The organism is Pseudomonas sp. I3-I5, from assembly GCF_022699445.1.
Lineage (GTDB): Bacteria > Pseudomonadota > Gammaproteobacteria > Pseudomonadales > Pseudomonadaceae > Aquipseudomonas > Aquipseudomonas fulva.
Genome location: NZ_CP093940.1, coordinates 20,332 through 41,287, shown reverse-complemented (window position 1 = coordinate 41,287; position 20,956 = coordinate 20,332). Strand labels below are relative to the sequence as shown.

The 20,956-nt window shown below is 61.8% G+C and carries 22 protein-coding genes; 5 read left to right on the top strand and 17 right to left on the bottom strand.

Features of this window, described 5'->3' with window-relative positions; genetic code table 11:
* Positions 1-18: 18 nt before the first annotated feature.
* Both MOP87_RS00145 and MOP87_RS00140 read right to left on the bottom strand, forming a co-directional pair.
* Positions 19-651 (bottom strand): LysE family transporter, encoded by a 633-nt coding sequence (locus MOP87_RS00145; protein ID WP_027914161.1) that lies wholly within the window; start codon positions 649-651, stop codon positions 19-21.
* Positions 652-781: 130 nt separating this feature from the next.
* Complete coding sequence (locus MOP87_RS00140; protein WP_242809982.1) at positions 782-2,692, bottom strand: ATP-binding cassette domain-containing protein; 1,911 nt, start codon at positions 2,690-2,692, stop codon at positions 782-784.
* 50 nt (positions 2,693-2,742) lie between these two features.
* Between MOP87_RS00140 and MOP87_RS00135 the strand changes: the two genes are divergently transcribed.
* Positions 2,743-3,225, top strand: coding sequence for a TIGR02444 family protein (locus tag MOP87_RS00135; protein ID WP_027914163.1), 483 nt, complete (start codon positions 2,743-2,745; stop codon positions 3,223-3,225).
* On the opposite strand, the gene MOP87_RS00130 is transcribed toward MOP87_RS00135, so the two are convergent.
* Positions 3,201-4,142, bottom strand: coding sequence for an AlgP family protein (locus tag MOP87_RS00130; protein WP_197874617.1), 942 nt, complete (start codon positions 4,140-4,142; stop codon positions 3,201-3,203). The genes MOP87_RS00135 and MOP87_RS00130 overlap by 25 nt on opposite strands.
* A gap of 259 nt (positions 4,143-4,401) precedes the next feature.
* On the opposite strand from MOP87_RS00130, the gene MOP87_RS00125 reads away from it, so the two are divergent.
* The gene (locus MOP87_RS00125; protein WP_027914165.1) at positions 4,402-5,037 is read left to right on the top strand and encodes an FKBP-type peptidyl-prolyl cis-trans isomerase; all 636 of its coding nucleotides are present in this window, start codon (positions 4,402-4,404) and stop codon (positions 5,035-5,037) included.
* Between the two features lie 7 nt (positions 5,038-5,044).
* Here the strand turns inward: MOP87_RS00125 and MOP87_RS00120 are convergent, their stop codons facing one another.
* From MOP87_RS00120 to MOP87_RS00090, 7 genes are all read right to left on the bottom strand, one after another.
* Positions 5,045-5,515, bottom strand: coding sequence for an Rsd/AlgQ family anti-sigma factor (locus tag MOP87_RS00120; protein ID WP_023535822.1), 471 nt, complete (start codon positions 5,513-5,515; stop codon positions 5,045-5,047).
* Between the two features lie 212 nt (positions 5,516-5,727).
* Positions 5,728-6,249 carry a disulfide bond formation protein B gene (locus MOP87_RS00115; RefSeq protein WP_028688203.1) on the bottom strand — a complete coding sequence of 174 codons (522 nt, stop codon included), beginning with the start codon at positions 6,247-6,249 and terminating at the stop codon, positions 5,728-5,730.
* A 222-nt stretch (positions 6,250-6,471) separates the two neighbouring features.
* Positions 6,472-7,710, bottom strand: a complete 1,239-nt coding sequence (locus tag MOP87_RS00110) for a heme biosynthesis HemY N-terminal domain-containing protein (RefSeq protein WP_242809981.1) — start codon at positions 7,708-7,710, stop codon at positions 6,472-6,474.
* Positions 7,707-8,807 carry a uroporphyrinogen-III C-methyltransferase gene (locus tag MOP87_RS00105; protein ID WP_059183471.1) on the bottom strand — a complete coding sequence of 367 codons (1,101 nt, stop codon included), beginning with the start codon at positions 8,805-8,807 and terminating at the stop codon, positions 7,707-7,709. The genes MOP87_RS00110 and MOP87_RS00105 overlap by 4 nt, the downstream gene beginning before the upstream one ends.
* Positions 8,808-8,837: 30 nt before the next feature.
* Complete coding sequence (locus tag MOP87_RS00100; RefSeq protein ID WP_027914169.1) at positions 8,838-9,620, bottom strand: uroporphyrinogen-III synthase; 783 nt, start codon at positions 9,618-9,620, stop codon at positions 8,838-8,840.
* Complete coding sequence (gene hemC, locus MOP87_RS00095) at positions 9,617-10,558, bottom strand: hydroxymethylbilane synthase (protein ID WP_027914170.1); 942 nt, start codon at positions 10,556-10,558, stop codon at positions 9,617-9,619. Before hemC ends, MOP87_RS00100 begins: the two co-directional genes overlap by 4 nt.
* A gap of 161 nt (positions 10,559-10,719) precedes the next feature.
* On the bottom strand, positions 10,720-11,463 hold the full coding sequence (locus MOP87_RS00090; RefSeq protein WP_027914171.1) for a LytTR family DNA-binding domain-containing protein: 744 nt from the start codon (positions 11,461-11,463) through the stop codon (positions 10,720-10,722).
* A 308-nt stretch (positions 11,464-11,771) separates the two neighbouring features.
* Here MOP87_RS00090 and argH point away from each other — a divergent pair, with 308 nt between their 5' ends.
* Positions 11,772-13,166, top strand: a complete 1,395-nt coding sequence (gene argH, locus MOP87_RS00085) for an argininosuccinate lyase (protein WP_027914172.1) — start codon at positions 11,772-11,774, stop codon at positions 13,164-13,166.
* A 111-nt stretch (positions 13,167-13,277) separates the two neighbouring features.
* On the opposite strand, the gene MOP87_RS00080 is transcribed toward argH, so the two are convergent.
* Complete coding sequence (locus tag MOP87_RS00080; RefSeq protein WP_027914173.1) at positions 13,278-13,937, bottom strand: glutathione S-transferase; 660 nt, start codon at positions 13,935-13,937, stop codon at positions 13,278-13,280.
* 147 nt (positions 13,938-14,084) lie between these two features.
* On the opposite strand from MOP87_RS00080, the gene MOP87_RS00075 reads away from it, so the two are divergent.
* Positions 14,085-14,384 (top strand): hypothetical protein, encoded by a 300-nt coding sequence (locus MOP87_RS00075; protein ID WP_206405246.1) that lies wholly within the window; start codon positions 14,085-14,087, stop codon positions 14,382-14,384.
* Between the two features lie 68 nt (positions 14,385-14,452).
* Positions 14,453-14,698, top strand: a complete 246-nt coding sequence (locus tag MOP87_RS00070) for a TIGR02647 family protein (RefSeq protein ID WP_023535777.1) — start codon at positions 14,453-14,455, stop codon at positions 14,696-14,698.
* A gap of 149 nt (positions 14,699-14,847) precedes the next feature.
* On the opposite strand, the gene MOP87_RS00065 is transcribed toward MOP87_RS00070, so the two are convergent.
* From MOP87_RS00065 to MOP87_RS00040, 6 genes are all read right to left on the bottom strand, one after another.
* Positions 14,848-16,266, bottom strand: coding sequence for a TolC family protein (locus MOP87_RS00065; RefSeq protein ID WP_242809980.1), 1,419 nt, complete (start codon positions 16,264-16,266; stop codon positions 14,848-14,850).
* Positions 16,263-17,138 carry an HlyD family secretion protein gene (locus MOP87_RS00060; RefSeq protein WP_027914175.1) on the bottom strand — a complete coding sequence of 292 codons (876 nt, stop codon included), beginning with the start codon at positions 17,136-17,138 and terminating at the stop codon, positions 16,263-16,265. Before MOP87_RS00060 ends, MOP87_RS00065 begins: the two co-directional genes overlap by 4 nt.
* Positions 17,135-17,347, bottom strand: a complete 213-nt coding sequence (locus tag MOP87_RS00055) for a DUF1656 domain-containing protein (protein WP_023535833.1) — start codon at positions 17,345-17,347, stop codon at positions 17,135-17,137. The genes MOP87_RS00060 and MOP87_RS00055 overlap by 4 nt, the downstream gene beginning before the upstream one ends.
* Positions 17,344-19,431 (bottom strand): FUSC family protein, encoded by a 2,088-nt coding sequence (locus tag MOP87_RS00050; RefSeq protein WP_027914176.1) that lies wholly within the window; start codon positions 19,429-19,431, stop codon positions 17,344-17,346. The genes MOP87_RS00055 and MOP87_RS00050 overlap by 4 nt, the downstream gene beginning before the upstream one ends.
* Positions 19,428-19,880, bottom strand: coding sequence for a MarR family transcriptional regulator (locus MOP87_RS00045; RefSeq protein WP_027914177.1), 453 nt, complete (start codon positions 19,878-19,880; stop codon positions 19,428-19,430). Before MOP87_RS00045 ends, MOP87_RS00050 begins: the two co-directional genes overlap by 4 nt.
* A 136-nt stretch (positions 19,881-20,016) precedes the next feature.
* The gene (locus MOP87_RS00040) at positions 20,017-20,808 is read right to left on the bottom strand and encodes a tetratricopeptide repeat protein (protein WP_104925689.1); all 792 of its coding nucleotides are present in this window, start codon (positions 20,806-20,808) and stop codon (positions 20,017-20,019) included.
* Positions 20,809-20,956 lie beyond the last annotated feature (148 nt).

Here is a 20,956-nt window from a genome sequence, read left to right as displayed (position 1 = left end):
GCCACCTCTGCCCTGGATTTACAGCGGCGCGCGGCGCAAGGTGGCCAGGAACGTGGCCGCACCGATGAACAGCCCGGCAAAGGTACGGTTGAGGCGCTTTTGCTGCTTGGGTGTGCGCAGCACCCTCAGCACGCGCGCTGCAAGCCCCGTATAACCCGCCATCACCAGCAGATCGACGGCAACCATGGTCGCGGCGATGGCGATGTACTGTGGTAACAAAGGCGCATGAGGATTGATGAACTGCGGCAGCACCGCCAGCATGAACACCAGGGCCTTGGGGTTGCTGACGTTCACAAGAAAACCCCGGAACACCAGGCTCAGCGGTTTGCCGATGGGTCGTATACCGGATTCATCGCTCATGTCCATGGGCAGGGCGCGCCATTGCTTATAGGCCAGGTACACCAGGTAGGCGACGCCGAACCATTTGATCACATGGAATGCGGTGGCCGAGGCAGCCAGGATGGCCCCGACGCCTGCCGCAATGATGGCGATCTGCATCACCAGGCCGATCTGCAAGCCCAGCGCATTCCAGTAGCCGCGCCAGAACCCATATTGCAGCCCGCTAGACATCGAGGCGATAGCGCCCGCACCCGGAGACAGGCTGATAACCCAGCAGGCGGCAAAAAAGCCCAACCACACTTCCATCGACATCCCACACCTCGCTCATGCACATGTTTCAAAACATTAAGCTAAGGTGCCGATGAAAAAATGACCAGCGCAATTTGAGCGATTTTGCAGCGCTGCTTGCGAAGGGTCGGTAGCAGCGCTCGCAAAAAGCGCGTCAGCTGAGCGCTTCGAGTTCGGCCTGCATGGTTTCGAGCGTTTCCAGTGCCTGCATCCAAGCGTCTTCGAGGTCGCCTTCACGCTGCTTGAGCGCGGTTTGCCGGGCCAGCAATTCACGCAGCTCGTCCTTGCGGGCGGCTTCGTAAAGACCACCATCACCCAACGCAGTCTCGATCTCGGCCAACTGCGCATGCACCTGGTTGAGTTCAGCTTCAAGCTTGTCAGCAGTTTTCTTGTGCGGCGCCAGTTGTTGGCGCAATGCTGCCGCAGCCTGGCGCGTGGCCTTCTTGTCGGTCTTGTCGGGGTTGGTTACCGCGCTACTGACCGGCGCGTTGCGCTGGCGATATTCCACGAGCCAGCGGCTATAGTCATCGAGGTCCCCGTCGAAGGGCTCGACCTTACCGTCGGCGACCAGCAAGAAGTCATCGGTTGTGCTTTTGAGCAGATGCCGGTCGTGGGACACCACCACCACTGCACCTGCAAACTCCTGCAATGCCATGGTCAGGGCCAGGCGCATTTCCAGGTCCAGGTGGTTGGTGGGTTCGTCGAGCAGCAGCAGGTTTGGCCGCTCCCAGGCGATAAGCGACAGCGCAAGCCGTGCCTTTTCGCCACCCGAGAAGTTCACGACCGGCTCGTCTACGCGATCGCCATGAAAATCGAAACCACCGAGGAAGTCGCGCAGCGTCTGCTCGCGCTCGGTTGGGGCAATGCGCTGCAGGTGCAGCAAGGGGCTGGCCTTGTCGTCCAACGAGTCGAGCTGATGCTGGGCAAAATAGCCGACGGCGAGGTTTTCACCCCGCACCAGGCGCCCGGACAATGGCTCAAGCTCACCGGCAAGGTTCTTGATCAAGGTGGACTTGCCGGCGCCGTTGGGGCCTAGCAGGCCGATGCGTGCACCCGGCACCAGCTGCAGCTTGACCTTCTCGAGAATGGCCTTGTCGCCGTAACCCAACCGCCCTTCGGACAGGCTCAACAGGGGGCTGGAGATTTTCTGCGACTCGCGGAACACGAAATCGAACGGCGAATCCACGTGAGCGGCCGACAGCTCCTCCATGCGCTCCAGGGCCTTTATGCGGCTCTGTGCCTGACGCGCCTTGGTGGCCTGGGCCTTGAAGCGCGCAATGTATTTTTCCATGTGCGCACGCTGCGCCTGCTGCTTCTCGTATGCTTGCTGCTGTTGGGCCAGGCGTTCGGCACGGGTGCGTTCGAATGCACTGTAGCCGCCCTTGTACAGGTTCAGCTTGCGCTGTTCGACATGCAGCACGTGATCGACCACGGCATCGAGAAAATCCCTGTCGTGGGAGATCAGCAACAGCGTGCCCGGGTAGCCCTTGAGCCAGTCTTCCAGCCAGAGGATGGCGTCCAGGTCCAAGTGGTTGGTCGGTTCGTCGAGCAATAACAGATCGGAGGGGCACATCAATGCCTGGGCCAGGTTCAGGCGCATCCGCCATCCACCGGAGAAGTCGCCGACGCGGCGGTCCATCTGCTCGTTGGTAAAGCCTAGCCCCGCCAGCAGCTTGCGCGCTCGCGCATCGGCGGTATAACCGTCCGCACTGTCCAACTCACTGTGCAGCCGGGCCAGTGCCGTACCGTCATGGGCCTGCTCGGCCTCTGCCAACGCAGCCTGCACCCTGCGCAATCGCACATCGCCGTCGAGCACATAGTCCACGGCCACCCAGTCGAGGGTATCGACCTCCTGGCGCATGTGCGCGATCCGCCAGTCTGCCGGCAGGTGGCAATCACCGCCATCGGGCGACAACTCACCGCGCAGCAAAGCGAACAAGCTGGATTTGCCGGCACCGTTGGCACCGATGAGGCCGGCCTTGTGACCGGTGTGCAGGGTCATCTCGGCGCCATCTAGCAAGCGCTGCGGACCACGCTGTAAAGTGAGGTTGGATAGTCTGATCATGATGGTCGCGGAGTCTACCAGCTTCCTCGGCCCATAGCGCGAGTGGAACCATGCAATGCGACTTGTGGGATCACGCCTTGAGCCTGTACGCCAGGCCCGGTGTGGAAGCGGCTTGCCTCGACCTGCAACGGCAAGGGGGCGACGTGTGCCTGCTATTGTGCGCCACCTGGCTGCAGGCCAGGTCAATCGAGGTGCAGCAACAGCGCGTCGAGGCCTTGCAGGGCTGTGCAGGGCCCTGGCAACGGGATGTGGTCTCACCCTTGCGAAGCCTGCGCGAACAATGGCGAGAATCAGCGAAAGGCGACCCACCGTTGGCTGAGCTGCGAGAGCAACTCAAAAGACTGGAGCTTTCAGCTGAAAAAGCGCTGTTGGAACGCTTGCAAGCCTGTGCAGCACAGTGGCCCGCCGGCAGACCGGGACATACTGGCGACTGGCTGGCTTGGCTTGCACCGAGCCAGCTGCGAGATCACCGCGCACTTGAGCAGTTGCGCGCGGCGGCGCTGGCGCATCAGGCGTCGGTGGACGACGACTGAGCAGCTCCTACGTCGGATACAGGTGTGGCAGGGTTCACCGAGTTGCCGGACGCTGGGGCTTTGTCGTCGGCAGCCGTCGCCGGCTTGGCACTTGTGGATCGGCTGCTGGCAGTGCGAGTGGCCGTTCGGGTGGCGGTGCCACGGGTAGAAGGTTTGGCAGGTGCGGGTTTGCTTGCGGCTTTTGCACTCGCTGCCTTGGCTGCAGGTTTGGCTGACGTCGCCTTGGCAGCCTGGGTGCTGGATGCAGAAGATTCAGCCGCTGAAGCCTTGGCCGCTGTCGCTTTCGCAGGGGACTTGGCTGCGGCCGGCTTAGTGGCCGCCTTGGTTGCGGTAGGGTTCGAGGCCGATCTGGCAGCAGGTTTGGCTGCCACGGATTTTGCGTCAGCGGCCTTGGCTGCAGGCTTGGTAGCTGCGGTGCGCGCAGCCGGTTTGGCCTTGCCAGTGGCTGGGGTAGGCGATTTGGCGGCTGTGGTCTTGGTAGCAGGCTTGGTAGCAGCTGGGGCGGCAGCCTGGGCTGCACGTTGGTCGAGGGCCTTGGTGGCGGCTTCACGCACCTTGCCAACGCCTTGGGCCAGTTTCAGGCTGTCCTGAGCATCGCGCTTTAATTGCTGGATGTAGCCGCGGGTCTGGGTCTGGCGGTCCTTGAGCGAGTCGAGCAGCTCTTCGAGCTCGGCAACGGCCTTTTTGGCCTTGTTCTGCGACTTGGCTTTGCCCGCCGTTGCTGCGTCTTGCAACTTCAAGCGACCGTTATGCAGTTTTTCCTGGGCCTTGCCGCGCTGCTTTTCCAACTTGGCCAACAGCTTCTCTGCATCAGCCAGCGCTTGCGAGCAGGCCTCTTCCAAATGTTCAAGCAAGCTACCCGAAAGTTGCTGAAGCAGGTGTAACGGCGTGCTGACTGGCTTTTTCTTGGCCGACATGACTTACCTCCTGACTGATGAGAGTGCGACTCATACTATGCTTCCGCTGCGCAGGCCGCTAGGGCATCTTGACCGCAATATCCATACACTGTTGCATATCAACGTCTGAGCACATCTCGCACCGCAAGCACGGCAATTAACTACGCTTCGCCAGCGCTGACCTGCTGCTGCTCAATGCACCGTGTGGTCCGGCACGCCGCGAGCCCGTACCGTCGTGAACACTGGCATACTTCGCCCCCCACCGCCGTAGGAATTGGTCATGCTTCGATCCATTGTTCTAGGTTTTTGCCTACTGCCGATGTTGGCCGTGGCCGACACCGATGATCAGGACCTTGCCTACAGCCTGGGTGCCAGTCTGGGTGAACGGCTGCGACAGGAAATGCCAGGGCTACAGCTCGATGCGCTCGTCGAAGGCTTGCGCCAGTCTTACCAGGAACAGCCCTTGAAGTTGAGCCAGGCCCGCATGCAGGCGCTGCTCGAACAGCACCAACCGCAGCAAGACGCTGCGCCCCAGGCGCCTGAAGCCGCAGAGATACGTTTCATGGCCAATGAGCGGGCCCGTGCTGGCGTTCATGAGTTGATGCAAGGTGTGCTGTACAGCGAGCTACAAGCAGGCAATGGACCGCAGCCCAAGGCGGGCGCCAAGGTGCTGGTCAATTACGTGGGACGGTTGCCCAGCGGAGAAGTGTTCGACCAAAGCCGTGAGCCGCAGTGGTTCAGCCTCGACTCGGTTATCGAGGGCTGGCAGATGGCGCTGCCGCAAATGCATGCGGGTGCAAAATGGCGACTGGTGATTCCGTCTGCACTGGCCTACGGCGCCGACGGCGCGGGTGATCTGATTGCACCCTACACGCCGCTGGTTTTTGAAATCCAATTGCTGCAAACCAAGGACTGAATGACCCTCAGACGGGCGCCAGGCCTTCTTCCTTGTGCGCGTTGTGCAGCACTTCGATCAGGCAATCTTCAAGCTCGAAGCGCTCATGCAACAAGCTGCCAAGCTTGCCAAGCTTCTCGGCGAAGCGTTCGGTGTCCCTGCATTCAGCCTTGACGCAGTGATCGTTGAACGCCAGTGCAATCTGGGTAATGTCATCAATGCGTGGGCTGATCTCGCCTGCAAGATCAAGGGCTCGGGTGTCTCCAAATGCCTTGGCCTCGCTGACCAGTTGTTCACAGATTTCGAAATGCCACGCCGAGACATAGTCCACCAGCAGCGCACAGAAGTCGCCGTTGGTGTCTTTGTCTGCAAAGGCCGGTTTGGCATCACGCAACGAACGATAGGCATGAACCAGTTGCTCGCGCTCGCTCAGCCAACGGTCGATCAGCGCGTTGACCCCGCCCCAGCGTTCCTGTGCATTCTGACAACTATCGAGCATGGCGATCTCTTCCCCTGTGGGTAGATGCCGCTGCTCCTCGCGTAGCGCTGCTAAGGCACGAGATTGAATTAGCAGAACAGCATCAAACCTTGGATTTTCGGTAGGCGTGCTCGGAGATTATTCCCACGCAAGCTGCCCTTCAAGGTACGCAGGGTAATAACTTCGTACAAGTGTTTAATACGCCGTCTTACCGCCATTGGTCGTGCTGCGGCTCAGCGTTGTTTGAGGTCATGGGTGAGCAGGGCATGCAGGCGACCTGCAAGTAGATGGCCGAGCGCAAACGCAGCCAGGAGCACAAAGGCCATCAGGCTCCATTCGGGTAACGTCAAGTCCATGAAGCTCCAGGTCAGCGCATTGCAATCAGGGGCACCGGAAAATAGTTGCCGGGCAAGCTCGTTCCAGTACTGCCCAGCGTTGTGGTCGATGGCGACGGGGCAGACCAGGTCATCGGCCGCAACCCCCTGCAGCCAGACATGCCTTGCGGCTACTGCAGCGCCACCCAGTGCAAAGCCAAGCGCTAGCTGGGCATAGCGGCGTTGGCCTTCGAGTGCCGGCCCATGCAGCACTGCGCTTAGACACACCAGTACATACCCTGCCAGCAGCGCCCGTTGTGTCACACACAGTAGGCACGGCAAAAGCCCGAGCGCATCTTGCAGCTTGAATGCAGTGACCAGGGCAGTGAATGCCACCAGGCAGGTTGGGAAGAAGAAAGTACGCAGGCGGGCCGGCAGCATGGGCAGTGAGGGTCCCGGTATCGGTAGTCGTGGCTTGAAACGGTAGAGGAATCACATCCTTTGTTTCAAGGCACAACAGTCGAGACAATTCCCAGCGTTACCTAAGAAATATCCAACTGCTGTGTAAGACGCGCCTTAAGAAAATACGTCAGGATTTCTCTGGCCCGAGCCGAAAGATTACCTCCCCTTGAAGCCCGCGGCTTTGCGCGGGCCAAGGTCAGGTCAAGCGCGAACCGTCTCCGGCAACGGCAGCGCCAGCAGTCGCTCATCGAGCAAACCAAGCCCTTCCTGGAAGAGTTGGTTGCTGCGCTCCGTTTCGCCAAGGCCTGCGAGCAGACGTGCCAGCTCAGCGCAGGCCTCGGGGTTGCGCTCCATGCGCAAGCTGCTTTCCAGATAGTCACGGGCCTTGCCCCACAGCCGATTCTGCAAGCTGAGCCGACCCAGCGTCAGCAGCAGGCTGGCATCCTGAGGATGGTCCTTGAGCCAAGCTTCGGCGGTCTGCAGCTGCTGGGCAGGGTCTTCACCGCGCACCAGACCGTACAGCCGAGCAAGGTGGCTTTCGTAGTTGCGCTTGAGCGCCGTGCGCAATACCTGCTCGGCCTCGCCCTGAGCGCCGAGCTGGCGCAGTTGCTCGGCATAGGCCAGGACCAGTTGCGGCTCCTGACGCTGGGCGGAGGTCAATTGCTGCCAGGCACGCTCCAGGGCTTGGCGGGCCGTTTGCGCATCTTCACCCCGGGTCTGTGCCAGGCTCAGGTTTTGCCCCCAGGCACGACGTTCGAGCGTGGCGAGCTCGGTGGCGGGCAATACCTTGTTCTTGCGCAGGTCCGGCATCAGGCGAATGAGCGCAGACCAGTCGCCGCGCTCAAGCTGCAAGCGTTGCAACAAACGCAGTACCTGAGTGTTCTGTGGATGGCGCTCCTGCATGGCCAGCAACGTCTCCAGCGCCCCGTCGTTGTCGCCACGGTCCATTTGCAGTTGGGCATGGGTCAAGGCCACGGCAAGCTCTGCCTGAGGTTGCCGCTCCAGCGCACGCTCCAGCAGACCGTCGCTTTCCTCGACACGGCCCTGCTCGTTGGCGGCCTTGGCGGCGCCAAGGTAATACATCAGCGGTTGGCGTTCGGCTTCTGCAGCCCTGTGCAGATGACGCTGGGCGCTGGCCCAGCGCCCTTCTGCCAGATCCAGTTGGCCCTGTTCGATGGCAACGCGGTTGCGCCGGCTGCGGTTGCGCCGGGACCAAGGGTTGATCGCCCCGCCGGACGCCAGGAGCAGGCCGACCAGAAAACGCAGCACCAACAGCGCCAGGATGACGGCCAGCAAGCCCAACAGCGCGGCCCAAAGCCCCGACTGATAACGGAAGCTGCCATAGGAAATCATCACGTAGCCGCTGTGCTTGGCCACGGCCACGCCGAGGGCCGCCGCCACCACAATGGCCAGTACCGCCAACAGGTAGACACGCTTCATGGCTTGTCTCCCTTGTCCTCGCCAGGCAGATGCCGGCGCTGGATATAGGCCTGAACGGAGGCAAGGCTTTCACTGAGGTCAGGGGTAACCACCGAAACGGGTTGCTCGGCCAGTGCGTTCAGGCTGTCGAGCATGGCTTTGCTCTGCGGATTGTCGGCGTTGAAGTTGGCCAGCAGCACGCTGCGTGCATCATCCAATGCCTGGGCATAGACCTTTGCATCGCCGTTGAGCGCTGCCCATTGCGCCTGTTCCAGCGTAAGACTCAACGCCAGGCGCAGCTGATTGAGCTGCTGCCCCGCGAGCAGTGGCTTCACATTCTCGTCTGCATTGAATTCAATCTGGAAATACTTGGATATTTCCGACCACCATTTGGACAGGCGACTGGCGCCGTCGCCGTCACTGGTCAGCGCACCCATGGCATTGGCGTCATTGTCGAATTCCGGGGACTGGGCGCTCAGTTGCTGGACGAGCTCACGCTGGGCCGCCAACTTCAGGAACAGACCGGTGCGGTCAGGCTGCTGGGTATTGTTGAGCGTGGCGAGGCTGCGGGCCAGTTGCTCGCGCGCGGCGAAGGCGCCAGGGTCGCTTTGCTCGCGCAAAATCTCGTCGGCCCCTTCGACCAGCGCCTTGGCACTGGTGATGTCCTGCAAAGCCGACAGCCTCAAGGTCGCCAGGCGCAACAAGTGCTCGGCTTCGGCCAGGCGCCATTCCTTGCGGCTTTCACCCAGTACGGTCTCAAGCCGCTGACTCAGACGTTGCTGATCGCCTTGGAGCTGCGCGACCAGACGACGACGGTCTTCAAGCTCACTGGCTGCCGGCAGACCGGCCAACTGTGCGCTGATTTTCTGCTCACGCTGCTGAAGCGCCTCGGCTCGCTGGTTCAGCGCCTCCAGGTGCTGGCCCTGGTCGAACTCGCTGCCTTGCAGTTGGTGCACTTGCCAGGCGCCCCAGCCGCCTACAGCGATGCCGGCAGCGCCCAACAACAGGGCCAGCGCGGCTAAGCCATTGCCGGAGCGCTTGGCGGGCACTGGGGTGACAGGCTCCGTCGGCGCCTGGGCCGACGTTTGATCCTTGTTGGACAAGACAGTCTCGCTCACGTATCCATCCTTTGCATGGGGGCGCGCCGCCTAGAGCTTGGCGCCTGGGTCGGCAGGTGCAGCGCTGCGCTGCACGGCTGCCAGCAAGGCCGCAGCGCTGGCGCCACGGCAATCCACAACGTGTTGGGCACCTGCGGCCCGGGCCTGTTCAGCGACCCGCGGGCTTGGTACGAACACCGGCAAGCGTGCCAGCTGCGGCCATTGGCTACCAGCCTGTTGCTGCAAGTGTTCGAAACCCTGTCCACTGCTGACCACCAGGCCATTAAGGCGTTCCGCTTCGATGCGATGCAACAGGTAGCCCGCAGGGTACGACGGCAGGTCGCGGCGATACAGTTCCAGATAATCGACGGTAGCACCTCGCTGAGCAAGACGCTCTGCCAACAGTTCGCGACCTCCGACACCCCGCACGATCAAGATGCGCGGCCCTGCGTTCGCCAGAACCTGTTGGAGCGCAGGCAATTCGAGCAAGGCTTCACTGTCGTCCCCGCATGCGGGGAAGCTGACATCAAGCTGTGCATCCTGCAGCACCGCAGCCGTAGCCGCGCCTACCGTGAACCAACCCTGCATCGGTACGGGCAGTTGCCGCTGCGCCGCTGCCGCCAGCAATAACCTGGCAGCCGGTTTACTGACCACGATGAACCCTTGGTAAGTAGACAGTCCCTTGAGCAACGCCAATTGCGGCGGCTGCAGCATGACAGGTTCGATCGCAAGCAAAGGCATGCAGCTGCTGGCTATGCCAGCTTGGCCCAGTGTGTGGGCAAGCGCTGCACACTCCTCAGCGGGTCGGGTCAACAGCAGGCGCCAAGGGCTCACGAATGCCCTGCCTCGCCGTAGACTTCCTTGAGAATGGCCTCAGCACCCTGATTGAGCAGATCTTCGGCCACCTGCACACCGAGTGCTTCAGCTTGCAGGCGAGGCGCCCGAGCCTGGGCGACCAACAGCGTACCGCCATCTGGATGCCCTACCAGGCCCCGAAGCCACAGCTGGTCTTGTTCAAGCACTGCATAACAGGCGATCGGCACCTGACAACCGCCGTTCAGGCGTTTGTTCAAGGCGCGTTCGGCTACCACACGATCGGCCGTATCGAGATGATGCAAAGGCGCGAGGAGCGCGTGGATCTCTACGTCGGCGCTGCGACATTCGATGCCAACGGCGCCTTGCCCCCCGGCAGGAAGGCTGTCGTCGACGCTGATGCTATCGGTGATTCGCGCTTCGAAGCCCAACCGGATGAGCCCGGCTGCCGCCAGGATGATGGCGTCGTAGTCACCCGCGTCGAGCTTGGCCAGGCGTGTATTGACGTTGCCGCGCAGAAAGCGAATCTGCAGGTCGGGACGGCGGGCCAGCAGTTGGGTCTGTCGACGCAGGCTGGAAGTTCCGACGATGCTGCCGGCAGGCAATGACTGAAGGCTGTCGAACCGGTTGGAAACGAACGCATCGCGCGGGTCTTCACGCTCGCAGATGCAATACAGGCCAAGGCCCTCGGGAAAGTCCATGGGGACGTCTTTCATCGAGTGCACGGCGATGTCGGCTTCGTGCTCGAGCAGAGCGGTTTCCAGTTCCTTGACGAACAGCCCTTTGCCGCCGATCTTGGCCAAAGGTGCATCGAGCAGCTTGTCGCCCCGGCTGACCATAGGCACCAGGGAAACTTTCAGGCCAGGGTGGGCCTGTTCCAGGCGCGCCTTGACGTATTCGGCCTGCCACAGGGCCAGGGCACTTTTACGAGTGGCAATACGGATTTCGCGAGTGGACATGTAACGCCCCGAACCAGAGAAATGCCGCCGATGATAGCAGCATCACCGGCGGCACTAGCAGATACGGATCAACAGCCTGGGCCGAAGCTGCCGATGACAGGCCCGGCGGTGCGCCCCTGTGCGACTGCCATGAGCACTGGCACGTCCACGGCGTCAAGCGCTCAAAGGGTCTGCATCATCTTGCGCACGCCAGCTACATGACGCCGGCTCACGGTCAGGGCATCGCCGTCGAGCCCTCGAAGGTACAGTTGGAAATGCCCCAGAGGTGTACGTTGCAGGCGTTCGATCCGCTCCCGCGCAACCAGCGCATTGCGGTGGATACGCACAAAACGGTCGCCAAATTCATCCTCGAGTGCCTTGAGCGGCTCGTCGAGCAGCACTTCGCCCGTTTCATGGCGCAGGGTCACGTACTTGTGATCGGCGATGAAGTAGATGATCTGAGCGATAGGGATCAGCTCGATGCCCTTGCGGGTTCTGGCACTGATGTGGCTGCGGGGACCACCGCCCTCGTGGCCTGGACGAGTGAGCGCGGCCAGCTGGCTGCGGTTTGGCCGGTCGGCCTTGCGCAGAGCCTCACGAAGCGCCTGCCCGTGCACAGGCTTGGTCACGTAGCTAAGGGGAGTTTCCTTGAAGGCGTCTTCCCCGTACTCGTCATCACCGGTACAGAACACGAGCGCAGGTGGCGCCTCACGCTCGCACAGTCGGGCGGCGACCTGCAGACCATCGAGGCCAGGCATGCCGATATCCAACAGGACAATGTCGGGTTTCAAGCTTTCGATCAGCGCAAGGGCCTCTTCACCATTGGTGGCACTTGGCTCCAGCACGGTATAACCCTCGAGTTCACCGAACATTCGGCTTAGGCGCTCGCGGCCTTGGGGTTCGTCATCAACGATCAGGACATTCATAATTGCGCTGGATTCCTGAGTGAGTCTCGCACGGTTAAAAGCGTAGACAGCTGTGTGAAGCGACGCTGCGTGTCACGCTCTAGACCGGTGCGATAGCCAAAGATTCACTGTGGCTGGCAGATTAGCTGCCCGCCTCTGTCAAACTGTAGACGGTCCATGGAACACTGCCGTTCAATCGGTGAAATCTCCGTGGCCTACATCGCGCTACGCCTTTTCCACCCTCACACTCTGCAGGCGCCCTGCGGCACTGGGCCCAACCCTGTTATCATCGCGGCAATTTTTCGTTCACGCCTGCAATGAGTGAAACCATGAGCACTGACAAGACCAATCAGTCCTGGGGCGGCCGCTTCAGTGAACCCGTAGACGCCTTCGTCGCCCGTTTCACGGCCTCGGTCGATTTCGACAAGCGCCTGTACCGCCACGACATCATGGGCTCCATCGCTCATGCCACCATGCTGGCGCAAGTCGGTGTGCTCAGCGATGCCGAGCGTGACACCATCATCGATGGGCTCAAGACCATCCAGGGCGAAATCGAGGCTGGTGCCTTCGACTGGCGCGTCGACCTGGAAGACGTGCACATGAACATCGAAGCGCGTCTGACCGACCGCATTGGTATCACCGGCAAGAAATTGCACACCGGCCGTAGCCGCAACGACCAGGTCGCAACCGACATTCGCCTGTGGCTGCGCGACGAAATCGACCTGATTCTGGCCGAAATCACCCGCCTGCAAAAAGGGCTGCTGGAACAGGCCGAACGCGAAGCCGAAACCATCATGCCTGGCTTCACACACCTGCAGACGGCCCAGCCCGTCACCTTCGGCCACCACCTGCTGGCCTGGTTCGAAATGCTCAGCCGCGATCATGAACGCCTGGTCGACTGCCGCAAGCGCACCAACCGCATGCCATTGGGCAGCGCTGCGCTGGCCGGCACCACCTACCCGATCGACCGTGAGCTGACCTGCAAGCTGCTGGGCTTCGAAGCCGTGGCAGGCAACTCCCTGGACGGCGTGTCGGACCGTGACTTCGCCATTGAATTCTGCGCCGCCGCCAGTGTGGCGATGATGCACCTTTCGCGCTTCTCCGAAGAACTGGTGCTGTGGACCAGTGCCCAGTTCCAGTTCATCGACCTGCCCGATCGATTCTGCACCGGCAGCTCGATCATGCCGCAGAAAAAGAACCCGGACGTGCCCGAGCTGGTGCGTGGCAAGAGCGGGCGCGTCTTCGGTGCGCTGACCGGACTGCTGACCCTGATGAAAGGCCAGCCGCTGGCCTACAACAAGGACAACCAGGAAGACAAGGAACCGCTGTTCGATGCCGCAGATACGCTGCGCGATTCGCTGCGTGCCTTCGCCGACATGATCCCGGCCATCAAACCCAAGCATGCCATCATGCGCGAGGCCGCCTTGCGCGGGTTCTCGACCGCAACGGACCTGGCCGACTACCTGGTGCGCCGTGGCCTGCCGTTCCGTGACTGCCACGAAATCGTGGGCCACGCGGTGAAGTACGGGGTCGATAGCGGCAAGGACCTGGCAGAGATGAGCCTGGAAGAGCTGCGTCAGTTCAGTGACCAGATCGAACAGGACGTATTCGCCGTTCTTACGCTGGAAGGCTCGGTAAATGCCCGTGATCACATCGGTGGTACGGCACCGGCACAGGTACGCGCAGCGGTGGCTCGCGGCAAGGCGTTGCTGGCTGCGCGCTAACGGCGCTGAGTGACGGGTTGAGAGCTAACCCTCCCTCGTCGCATGGGCAAAATACTGAGGTTGAAGGGGGCTTTGAAACAAGCCCCCATCTGGCCGGACTCGCCCGCTGTTTCAGCGCTTGTTGCGCATCATTTCAAGGAATGACGGCATTGCCGCTTCCTTGTCTGCCACGATTTTTGCCATGTGGGGGTTCTGCCCCATCTGCTCGAGCAGTGCCTTGGCCTGAGGGAAATCTTCAAGGAAGTCGATGTTGAGCACTTTCTTGCCTACGGCGCATGCCAGGTCGACCGAGAAGCAGAACATCAGGTCGGCCAGGGTCAATTGCTCGCCTGCCACGTAAGGCGCGAAACGCCCGTTGCGCTTGAGCGTGGCGAAACCTGCCAGAAGCTCGGTGCGTGCCTTTTCCTTGACCAATGGTTCCACGGGCATACCGAAGAATGCTTCGGCATAGCAGGTGCGAGCAGGAAGCTCGATGTACAGCTCGATCTCCTTGACCAGTTCACGCACTTTCGCCTGCGCGTACGGGTCAGCGGGAAGCAGCGCCTTGCCGCCTTGGGTCTGCTCGATGTAGTCGAGGATCACCGTGGTTTCGCTGAGAAAGCCGTGCTCGGTCTGCAGTACCGGCACCTTGCCACGTGGGCTGACTTCCAGCACCTGAGGCGTCTGACCGCTGAAGAACAGGACTTCTTCGAAAGGCACGCCCTTTTCCAACAAGGCCAACTTGACCATGTTGTAGTAGTTGCTGACAGGGAATCCGTGGAGCTTGAGCATGGTTCGACAGCCTCCGGGCCGTATGGGGATGGCAGGGCTGTTATAGCCCGTTCGCCGTCGGCTGACCAGCGTCATGCACCCGGTCGATGACCAGGCATTGCCACCACGGACGTGGCAAACTGTAGCGCCCACCACAGGAGTAACCCCATGAGCGAGCCCAGCGATATCGACAATGACGATGAAGCGTTTGCCGAAGCCACGCTGACGCAGGCCATCGAAAACCAGATCGAAAGCGGCGAGCCGGCTGCGGCGAAGGCTACGTTCAACAAGCTGACACTGGTCGGGTATGAGCGCGAGGATATCCTCAACCTGATGGCCCACGTATTGGCCTTCGAGATCGACAACATGCTGGCGCAGGATCGAGCCTTCGATAGCCAGTGGTATGAAAACGCCCTGCGCGCGCTGCCTGAACTGCCTCCTGAGATGGATCAAGGCGAGGACGAATAACACGGCTACACTCCAGATTCAGGCACCCCCGCGGTGCCGCTATCCTCGTCTGGAAGTCAGGAGTCGCCATGTCCTTTTCACCCGAACTGATCGCTGAACTGGAAGTCCTCGCACTGTTCAACCTCGACAGCAGCCAGGAAGGCATCAAGATTCACAACACCGCATCCCCGACCCTCATCGCCGCCGCGCAGCGGCTGCACGAAAAAGGCCTGACCGATCAACCCGACGGTGGCTACCTGACCAGCCTGGGTCACGATGCGGTCGAAAGTGTTCAGTTGCTGCAGAATATTCTGAGGGCGCCCCAGCCGGCTTGACCTTGTGAGTGCGTGGGGCTGCGCTGCAGCCCCTGCCTTGCAGTGGCCTCGGAAGGCTCATTTTTACAAGCCGTAAGCCCGCCACCTCGGCTGCGCTCGCCTCACCTGACGCTCTTCTCAAGACTTTTCACACAGACCCTATTTTCCCATCAGTACTCGACGGGACGCTTCCAACCGCCTCCAAGCGCCAGGAACACGCCAACCTGCCCCATTGCAACCTGGCTGTTCGCAGCCGCCAACTGCGCACGCATGTCGGTATAAGTTCGTGTCGCCTGCAAGTCCGCCAGGAACGACTCCCGCCCAGCCTGATAATACCGGTGCGTCTGGTCGGCCGCTTCCCGAGCTGACTTCTCGGCCTCGGCCAGTGCATCGCGCCGGTCCAGCAATGCGCTGTATTGGGCCAGCCGCGTCTGGGTTTCGCGTATGGCATTGAGCACTACGCCATCGAAATTCGCCAAGGCTGCCTGGGTGGACGCTTCGGCCATGCGAATGCGGGCCCGCGTGCCATTGGTGGGGATACTCCAGCTGACCTGCGGGCCGAAGCCCCAACGGTTGGTCGAAGGCTCGCCCAAATTGTCCAGGATGCCGATGGTCCCGACCTGCGCGCCGATGCTGATCTGTGGATAAAGCGCGCCGGTCGCCACACCGATATTGGCGGTAGCAGCAGCCAGTTGTCGCTCTGCCTGACGCACATCGGGGCGACGTTTGAGCAACGCGGCGCCATCGCCCACTGGCACTAGCTGAGTCAGCTGCGGCAGTTCGGCACAATCGGCAACGCCTGCTGGCAACTTCTGCACGGGGACCGCCAGCAATGCGGCCAGGGTATACAGGCCTGTCTCACGTTCGGCCTTGAATCGCGGCAGCTCGGCGCCCAACGACTTGAACTGGGTTTGCGACCGCGTCACCTGGGTTTCATCGCCACGCCCCGCATCGCGCAGGCGCTGGCTGAGCTTGACGCTTTGCGCCTGTAAATCGAGCGACTCACGGGCAATGTGGTATTCCTCGTTGGCCGAGCATACCTGGGTATAGGCCTTGACCACATCTGCCACCAGCGTGATCCGCGCCGTGTCCGCTGCGGCTTGGACTGCATCGGCACTGGCTTTGGCGGCCTCTGTGCCGCGCTTGAAGGTGCCCCACAGGTCGAACTGGTATGACGCGCTGATGATCGCCTCGCCGATGTTGGCCACAGGCACCTTTTCGGGCTGCAAGAAAGCCTCGCCAGACTCCTGCAGGCGCTGGGCGCCTAGCTTCACTCCACCGTCGAAGCCCCCTTGAGACTCAGCGATGTCGACCTGCGCGCGGGCCTTGGCGATGTTCGCTGCCGCAACGCGCAGTTCGGTATTGGCACTCAAGGCCTGGCGCACCAGCGCGTTCAACCGCGGGTCGTGATACAGCTGCCACCAATCCTCCGGCACCGGTGCCGACACTACGCTGTCGGCATCCTGGCGCAGGGGGCCGTTGAGGTCAGTGCGCTGTATTGCCGCCTCTTTGGGCAGCTCGTAGTCTGGCCCGACCGTCATGCACGCGCCAAGCGACAGGCATAGCCCTGCGAGCATCAGCCGTTTCATGGGTGCTGGCCCTCGACGATCGAGACAGTGGCGGTTCGCCCGGCAATCATGCGGAAATCCTGCGGGACTTCGTCAAAGGCGATCCGCACCGGAATCCGCTGGGCCAGCCGCACCCAGCTGAAGGCAGGGTTGACGTTGGGCAGCAGGTTGGTGCCGCTGCTGCGGTCGCGGTCCTCGATGCCGGCTGCAAAGCTTTCCACATGCCCGCGCAGGCGGGTGTTGTCGCCCATCACACGAATATCCACCACGTCCCCGATGTGGATGCCCCCCAGCTTGGTTTCCTCGAAGTAGCCATCGACGTGATAAGAGGCACTGTCGACCACCGACAGCACCGGTCGCCCGGCGGTTACGAACTCATGGTTGCGCGGCGCGCGATCGTTGAGGTAACCGTCCACGGGGCTGCGCACCACCGAGCGATCAAGGTTCAACTGGGCACTGTCGACAGCCACCTGCGCCTCACTGACCGCCGAGCGGGCGCGCGCTTGGCGCGACTGGCTTTCTTCGAGCTGTTCGGCCGCCACCAGATTGCCCAACTTGCGATTACGGTTCACCTCCCGCGAGGCCTGGGCCAAGGTTTCCTGGCGCTCGCCAAGCGTGGCCTTGGCCTGACGCAGCGCCAGGCTGAAACGGTCCTGGTCGATGGTGAACAGCACATCGCCGCGCTTGACGGTCTGGTTGTCACGCACCTCGACCTTCTGGATCAACCCGGACACGTCCGGGGCGATCTGGATCACATCGGCGCGAATGTGGCCATCGCGCGTCCAGGGTGCGAACAGGTAGTACACAACCATCTGCCAGACGAGTACGGCGGCAAATGTCACTACCAACAGGGTAAGGACCACACGGCCCAGGGTCAGCAAAGGTTTTTTCATGGCAGCATCAGGCTTCGACAGAAATGGTCCACCGCACCGAGCAGCACGGCGTAGAGGGCAACGTTGAACAATGCCCGGTGCCAGACCAGGCGATAGAAGTGCACACGCACCAGTACGGCGTGGACACCCAGAAACAGCAGGTAGGTTCCAATCATCATTACCAGCAGCGTGGGCAGGAATACCCCACTGATATCCAGTTCACCGATCACAGGGGTGCTCCATCCAGGCCAGACGGCAGTTGCAGTTGTTCCGCAGGCTCGAGCATGACCTCGACACCCGGCAGCAGTGCCAGGCGCAGGCCAGCCAGTGCATGCAACAAATGCGGGCGGGCGTCGAGGCGTTCGCAGGGTTCATCGAGACTGAGCGCCAGTCGGGCCCTTTCCATGTTGCGCAAGAGTGCAGGTGGCGCGTGCAGCCGCTCACCGGCGCGCAGGCAGGCCGCGTAATGGGCACCCACTTCAGCGATCACCAGGGTCAGTCGCTCACGAGCAACCTGACCGGCGCGCGGCATGTACGCCAGCAAGTCGAGCAGGTTCAGCCCCACACGCAAGTCCCGTAGCGCCACGCTGCTGTCCTGGCCGGTTTGCGACAGACGCGGCAAATGCTGCATCAAGCGATCGAGCATTTTTACACCCACCTTGCGATGCTCGGCCAAGGTCGCGTACTCGGTCACCTCGACGATGTCGCGCCAGGCGAAACGAGTCATGCGCTTGGCAGCCAGCTCCACACCAAAGGGGCGCATGACCAAGGTCCAGATGAACGCGAAGAGCAGGCCAACCGGGCCGGCGAGGTTGGAATTGAGGAAGGTGAAGAAATCGGCGTCGTAGGCACCCTGGATGCTGATGAAGGTCGAGGTGTTGACGATGGTCAACAGTGTCCCCAGGTAGAAGCGCGGCTGTACCGTCAACGTGCCGATGCAGATGAAAGGCACGGCGAAGGCCAGTACCAGCATCGGGAAGTCATGCAGGTTGGGCAGCACGAGGAACAGGTACAGGCTCGAGAAAATGACCGACAGCAGGGTCCAGAAGAAGAAGCGGTAGATCTGTGGGGCCGGGTCGTCCATCGCGGCGAAGAAGCTGCATGACACAGCCGCCAGGATCACCGCACTGGCGCCGTCATTCCAGCCCAGGCCGATCCACAGGCCGCAGGCAACGATGATGGCCAGGACGGTGGAGGTGACCGAGTAGAGCATCAGGCCCCGGTCGAAGAATGGCCGCAAGCGCGCCAGGCGCCAGTGGCGGTAAACGGCGCGCCAGGGTGTGGCGTCATCGGTGCGCAGGGCATGCTGCAAGGTACAGCAGTCCTGCCACAGATCTACCCATTCGGTGAGCCGGTAGAGCGCGTTGGACAGCAACAGCTCGGCACGCTGGTCCAGTGCAGCCGCATCCGGCCGCAGCTCGTCGATCCTTTGGTGCAAGGCTGCCCACTGCTGGACAGAAGGGCTTTCTGCCGTGCCCTTGAGCCATTCACGGGCTGCATCGAGCACAGGCAGGATCTGTTCGAATTGCTGCGCAGCGCGCCCTTGCAAGGCCGTCAATGCGTCGTCCAGCGCATCAATGACCGGCAGTAGGTGAATCATGCGCCCACGCAGCTCACGGGCGTTTTTCAAGGTATGAGGGCCGGTCCCTTCATGGCCGAGCTGGCCGATCATCAACTCCAGTGAGTTGAAGGTCGCCACCATCGCCCCACGCATACCACCGACATCGACCGTGCTCTGCTGCCGGACCAGATAGCTGTCGCTATAGCGAATGGCCTCGTTGAACCAGTTACCGGTTGCCCCCACTACCACGGGCGCCAGCCGCCGCGGCCAGAAAATGGCCCCGACCACGGCTGCGCAGACGATCCCCAGGCAAATTTCCTGAGCCCGCGAGGAAGCCACGTCGAACACGGCCAACGGGTTGTCGACCACTGCCAGGGCGATCATCGGCAAGGTGTACCCGGCCAGCATGAACACGTAGTTGTTGGCCGTACGCACGTTCAGAGAAAGGAACAGCAACGTCCCCGTCCACAGGGCCACGGCGATGCTCAGCAGCAGCGGCGACTGCACCAAGGGCGGCACCAACAGCACTGCCCCAGCGGCACCCAGCAAGGTACCCAGGGCGCGGTACAACGCTTTGGAGCTGGTAGGCCCCAGAAAGGGGCTGGAAACGATGTAGACGGTCGCCATGGCCCAGTACGGACGCGGCAACTGCATGAGCAGGGCGATATACAGCGCAATCATCGAGGCGGCGAAGGTGCGCACGCCGTAGAACCAATCGCGAGCCGGCGGTACCGAGCTGAAGAAGCCGTTCATGCGACCCCGCCCGTGCTGCCCAGCCCGGCTGCTTCGAATGCGCGCAGTACACGCAGGGTGGCCTGCAGGTCCTCTGGATCGAGACGACTCAGCACATCACCCCGCACCCTTACCAGCTCCGCCTCGATGGCCTCGGCCAGCGCGCGCCCTTCAACCGTGAGGCTCAGGGCCTTGGCGCGCCTGTCCAGTGGATCCTCGCTACGCAACACCAACCCGGCCTTGCACAGCTGGTCGAGCAAGCGCACCAGGGACGGGCTTTCCAGCCCAGCCGCCTGGGCGACGGCCACCTGGTGCACGCCATCGCCCAGGCGCACGATCATCAGCAGTGGCGCGGCACAGGCTTCGGAGATGCCGTAGCCGGTCAGCGCCACGTGACAGATGCGGCGCCAGTGGCGAGCGGCAACGACCAGGCCGCTGCTGACCTGTAGACGCAGAAGATCAAGGGACATGAAAACCACATATATTCATAGTTTGCTAACTATCAATATACGCCGGGTGCTCCCCCTTCCGTCAACAGGGGGCGACGAAGCGCCTGCATGAAATCTTGTTTACAGTGCAAAGCTCGCAGCTAACTGCACCAACGCTTCAGGGCTGAACCTGGTCTTCCAGCTTCATGGTCAGGGCCAAGGTACTGCCCATCTGCACGGCGCGGTCGCGCCATTGCTGATACCGCTCCTGATCGCGTCGACTGAAGTGCACGGCCAGTTCTTCCGCTGCCTGCACCACACCTGCAGCGGCCGCCAGTTCGAGCCAGTACAACGCCGGCTTGAGCTCCGGTTGCACATGCAGACCGTGAATCAGCCGGTAGCCAACCTCAAAGCGACAGCGTGCCTCACCCTGCTCGGCACCTTGCAGGAACCATCGGTAGGCAAGCTGTGGATCGACTTGCCATTGAATCCGGGCATCACACACTTCTTCTTCGTACAAGTCTCCCAGCGCAGCGGCCGCATGCGCCATGCCCCGCTCGAACGCCTGGCGGTAGCATTCGGCGGCCTGGGTGTAGGAACGGTCGACACCTTTGCCGAAGTAGTGCTGCTGCCCCAGGTTGAACCAAGCCACGGCACTGCCCTGCAACGCCGCCATGCGCAGCAGGTGCCCGGCCAGCACGGTATCAGCACGCCAGTACTTGCCATTGAGCCAGATCCAACCAAGGTCGTTCAGCGCCGCGACGTTCCCTTGCAGGGCTTGCAGGCGCAGATCCTGGTAGACCACTTGCAGGTCACTGGCTTCGTCCAGACGGCTGACCAGCATCGTCCGTTGACTGGGCATGCCGACACCTGCAAACAGCCGCTGGCGTCGGGCAACGGCGGGAGGAACGATCACCTGTGCCGGAAGCAGGCGGGCGAGCAGCGAATGGATATTGCCGACAGCAGACATGTTCATCCTCATTGAACGATGCACAACCTCAACCTTCGGCTGTGATGAGGCGTGATTCTGCGCAACAGGACGTCAAAACCTGTCGCGAACGATTCGGTGGCAGGCAACCAACCGTCACTTACTTGATCTGAGCGGTCCGTGGCCAATT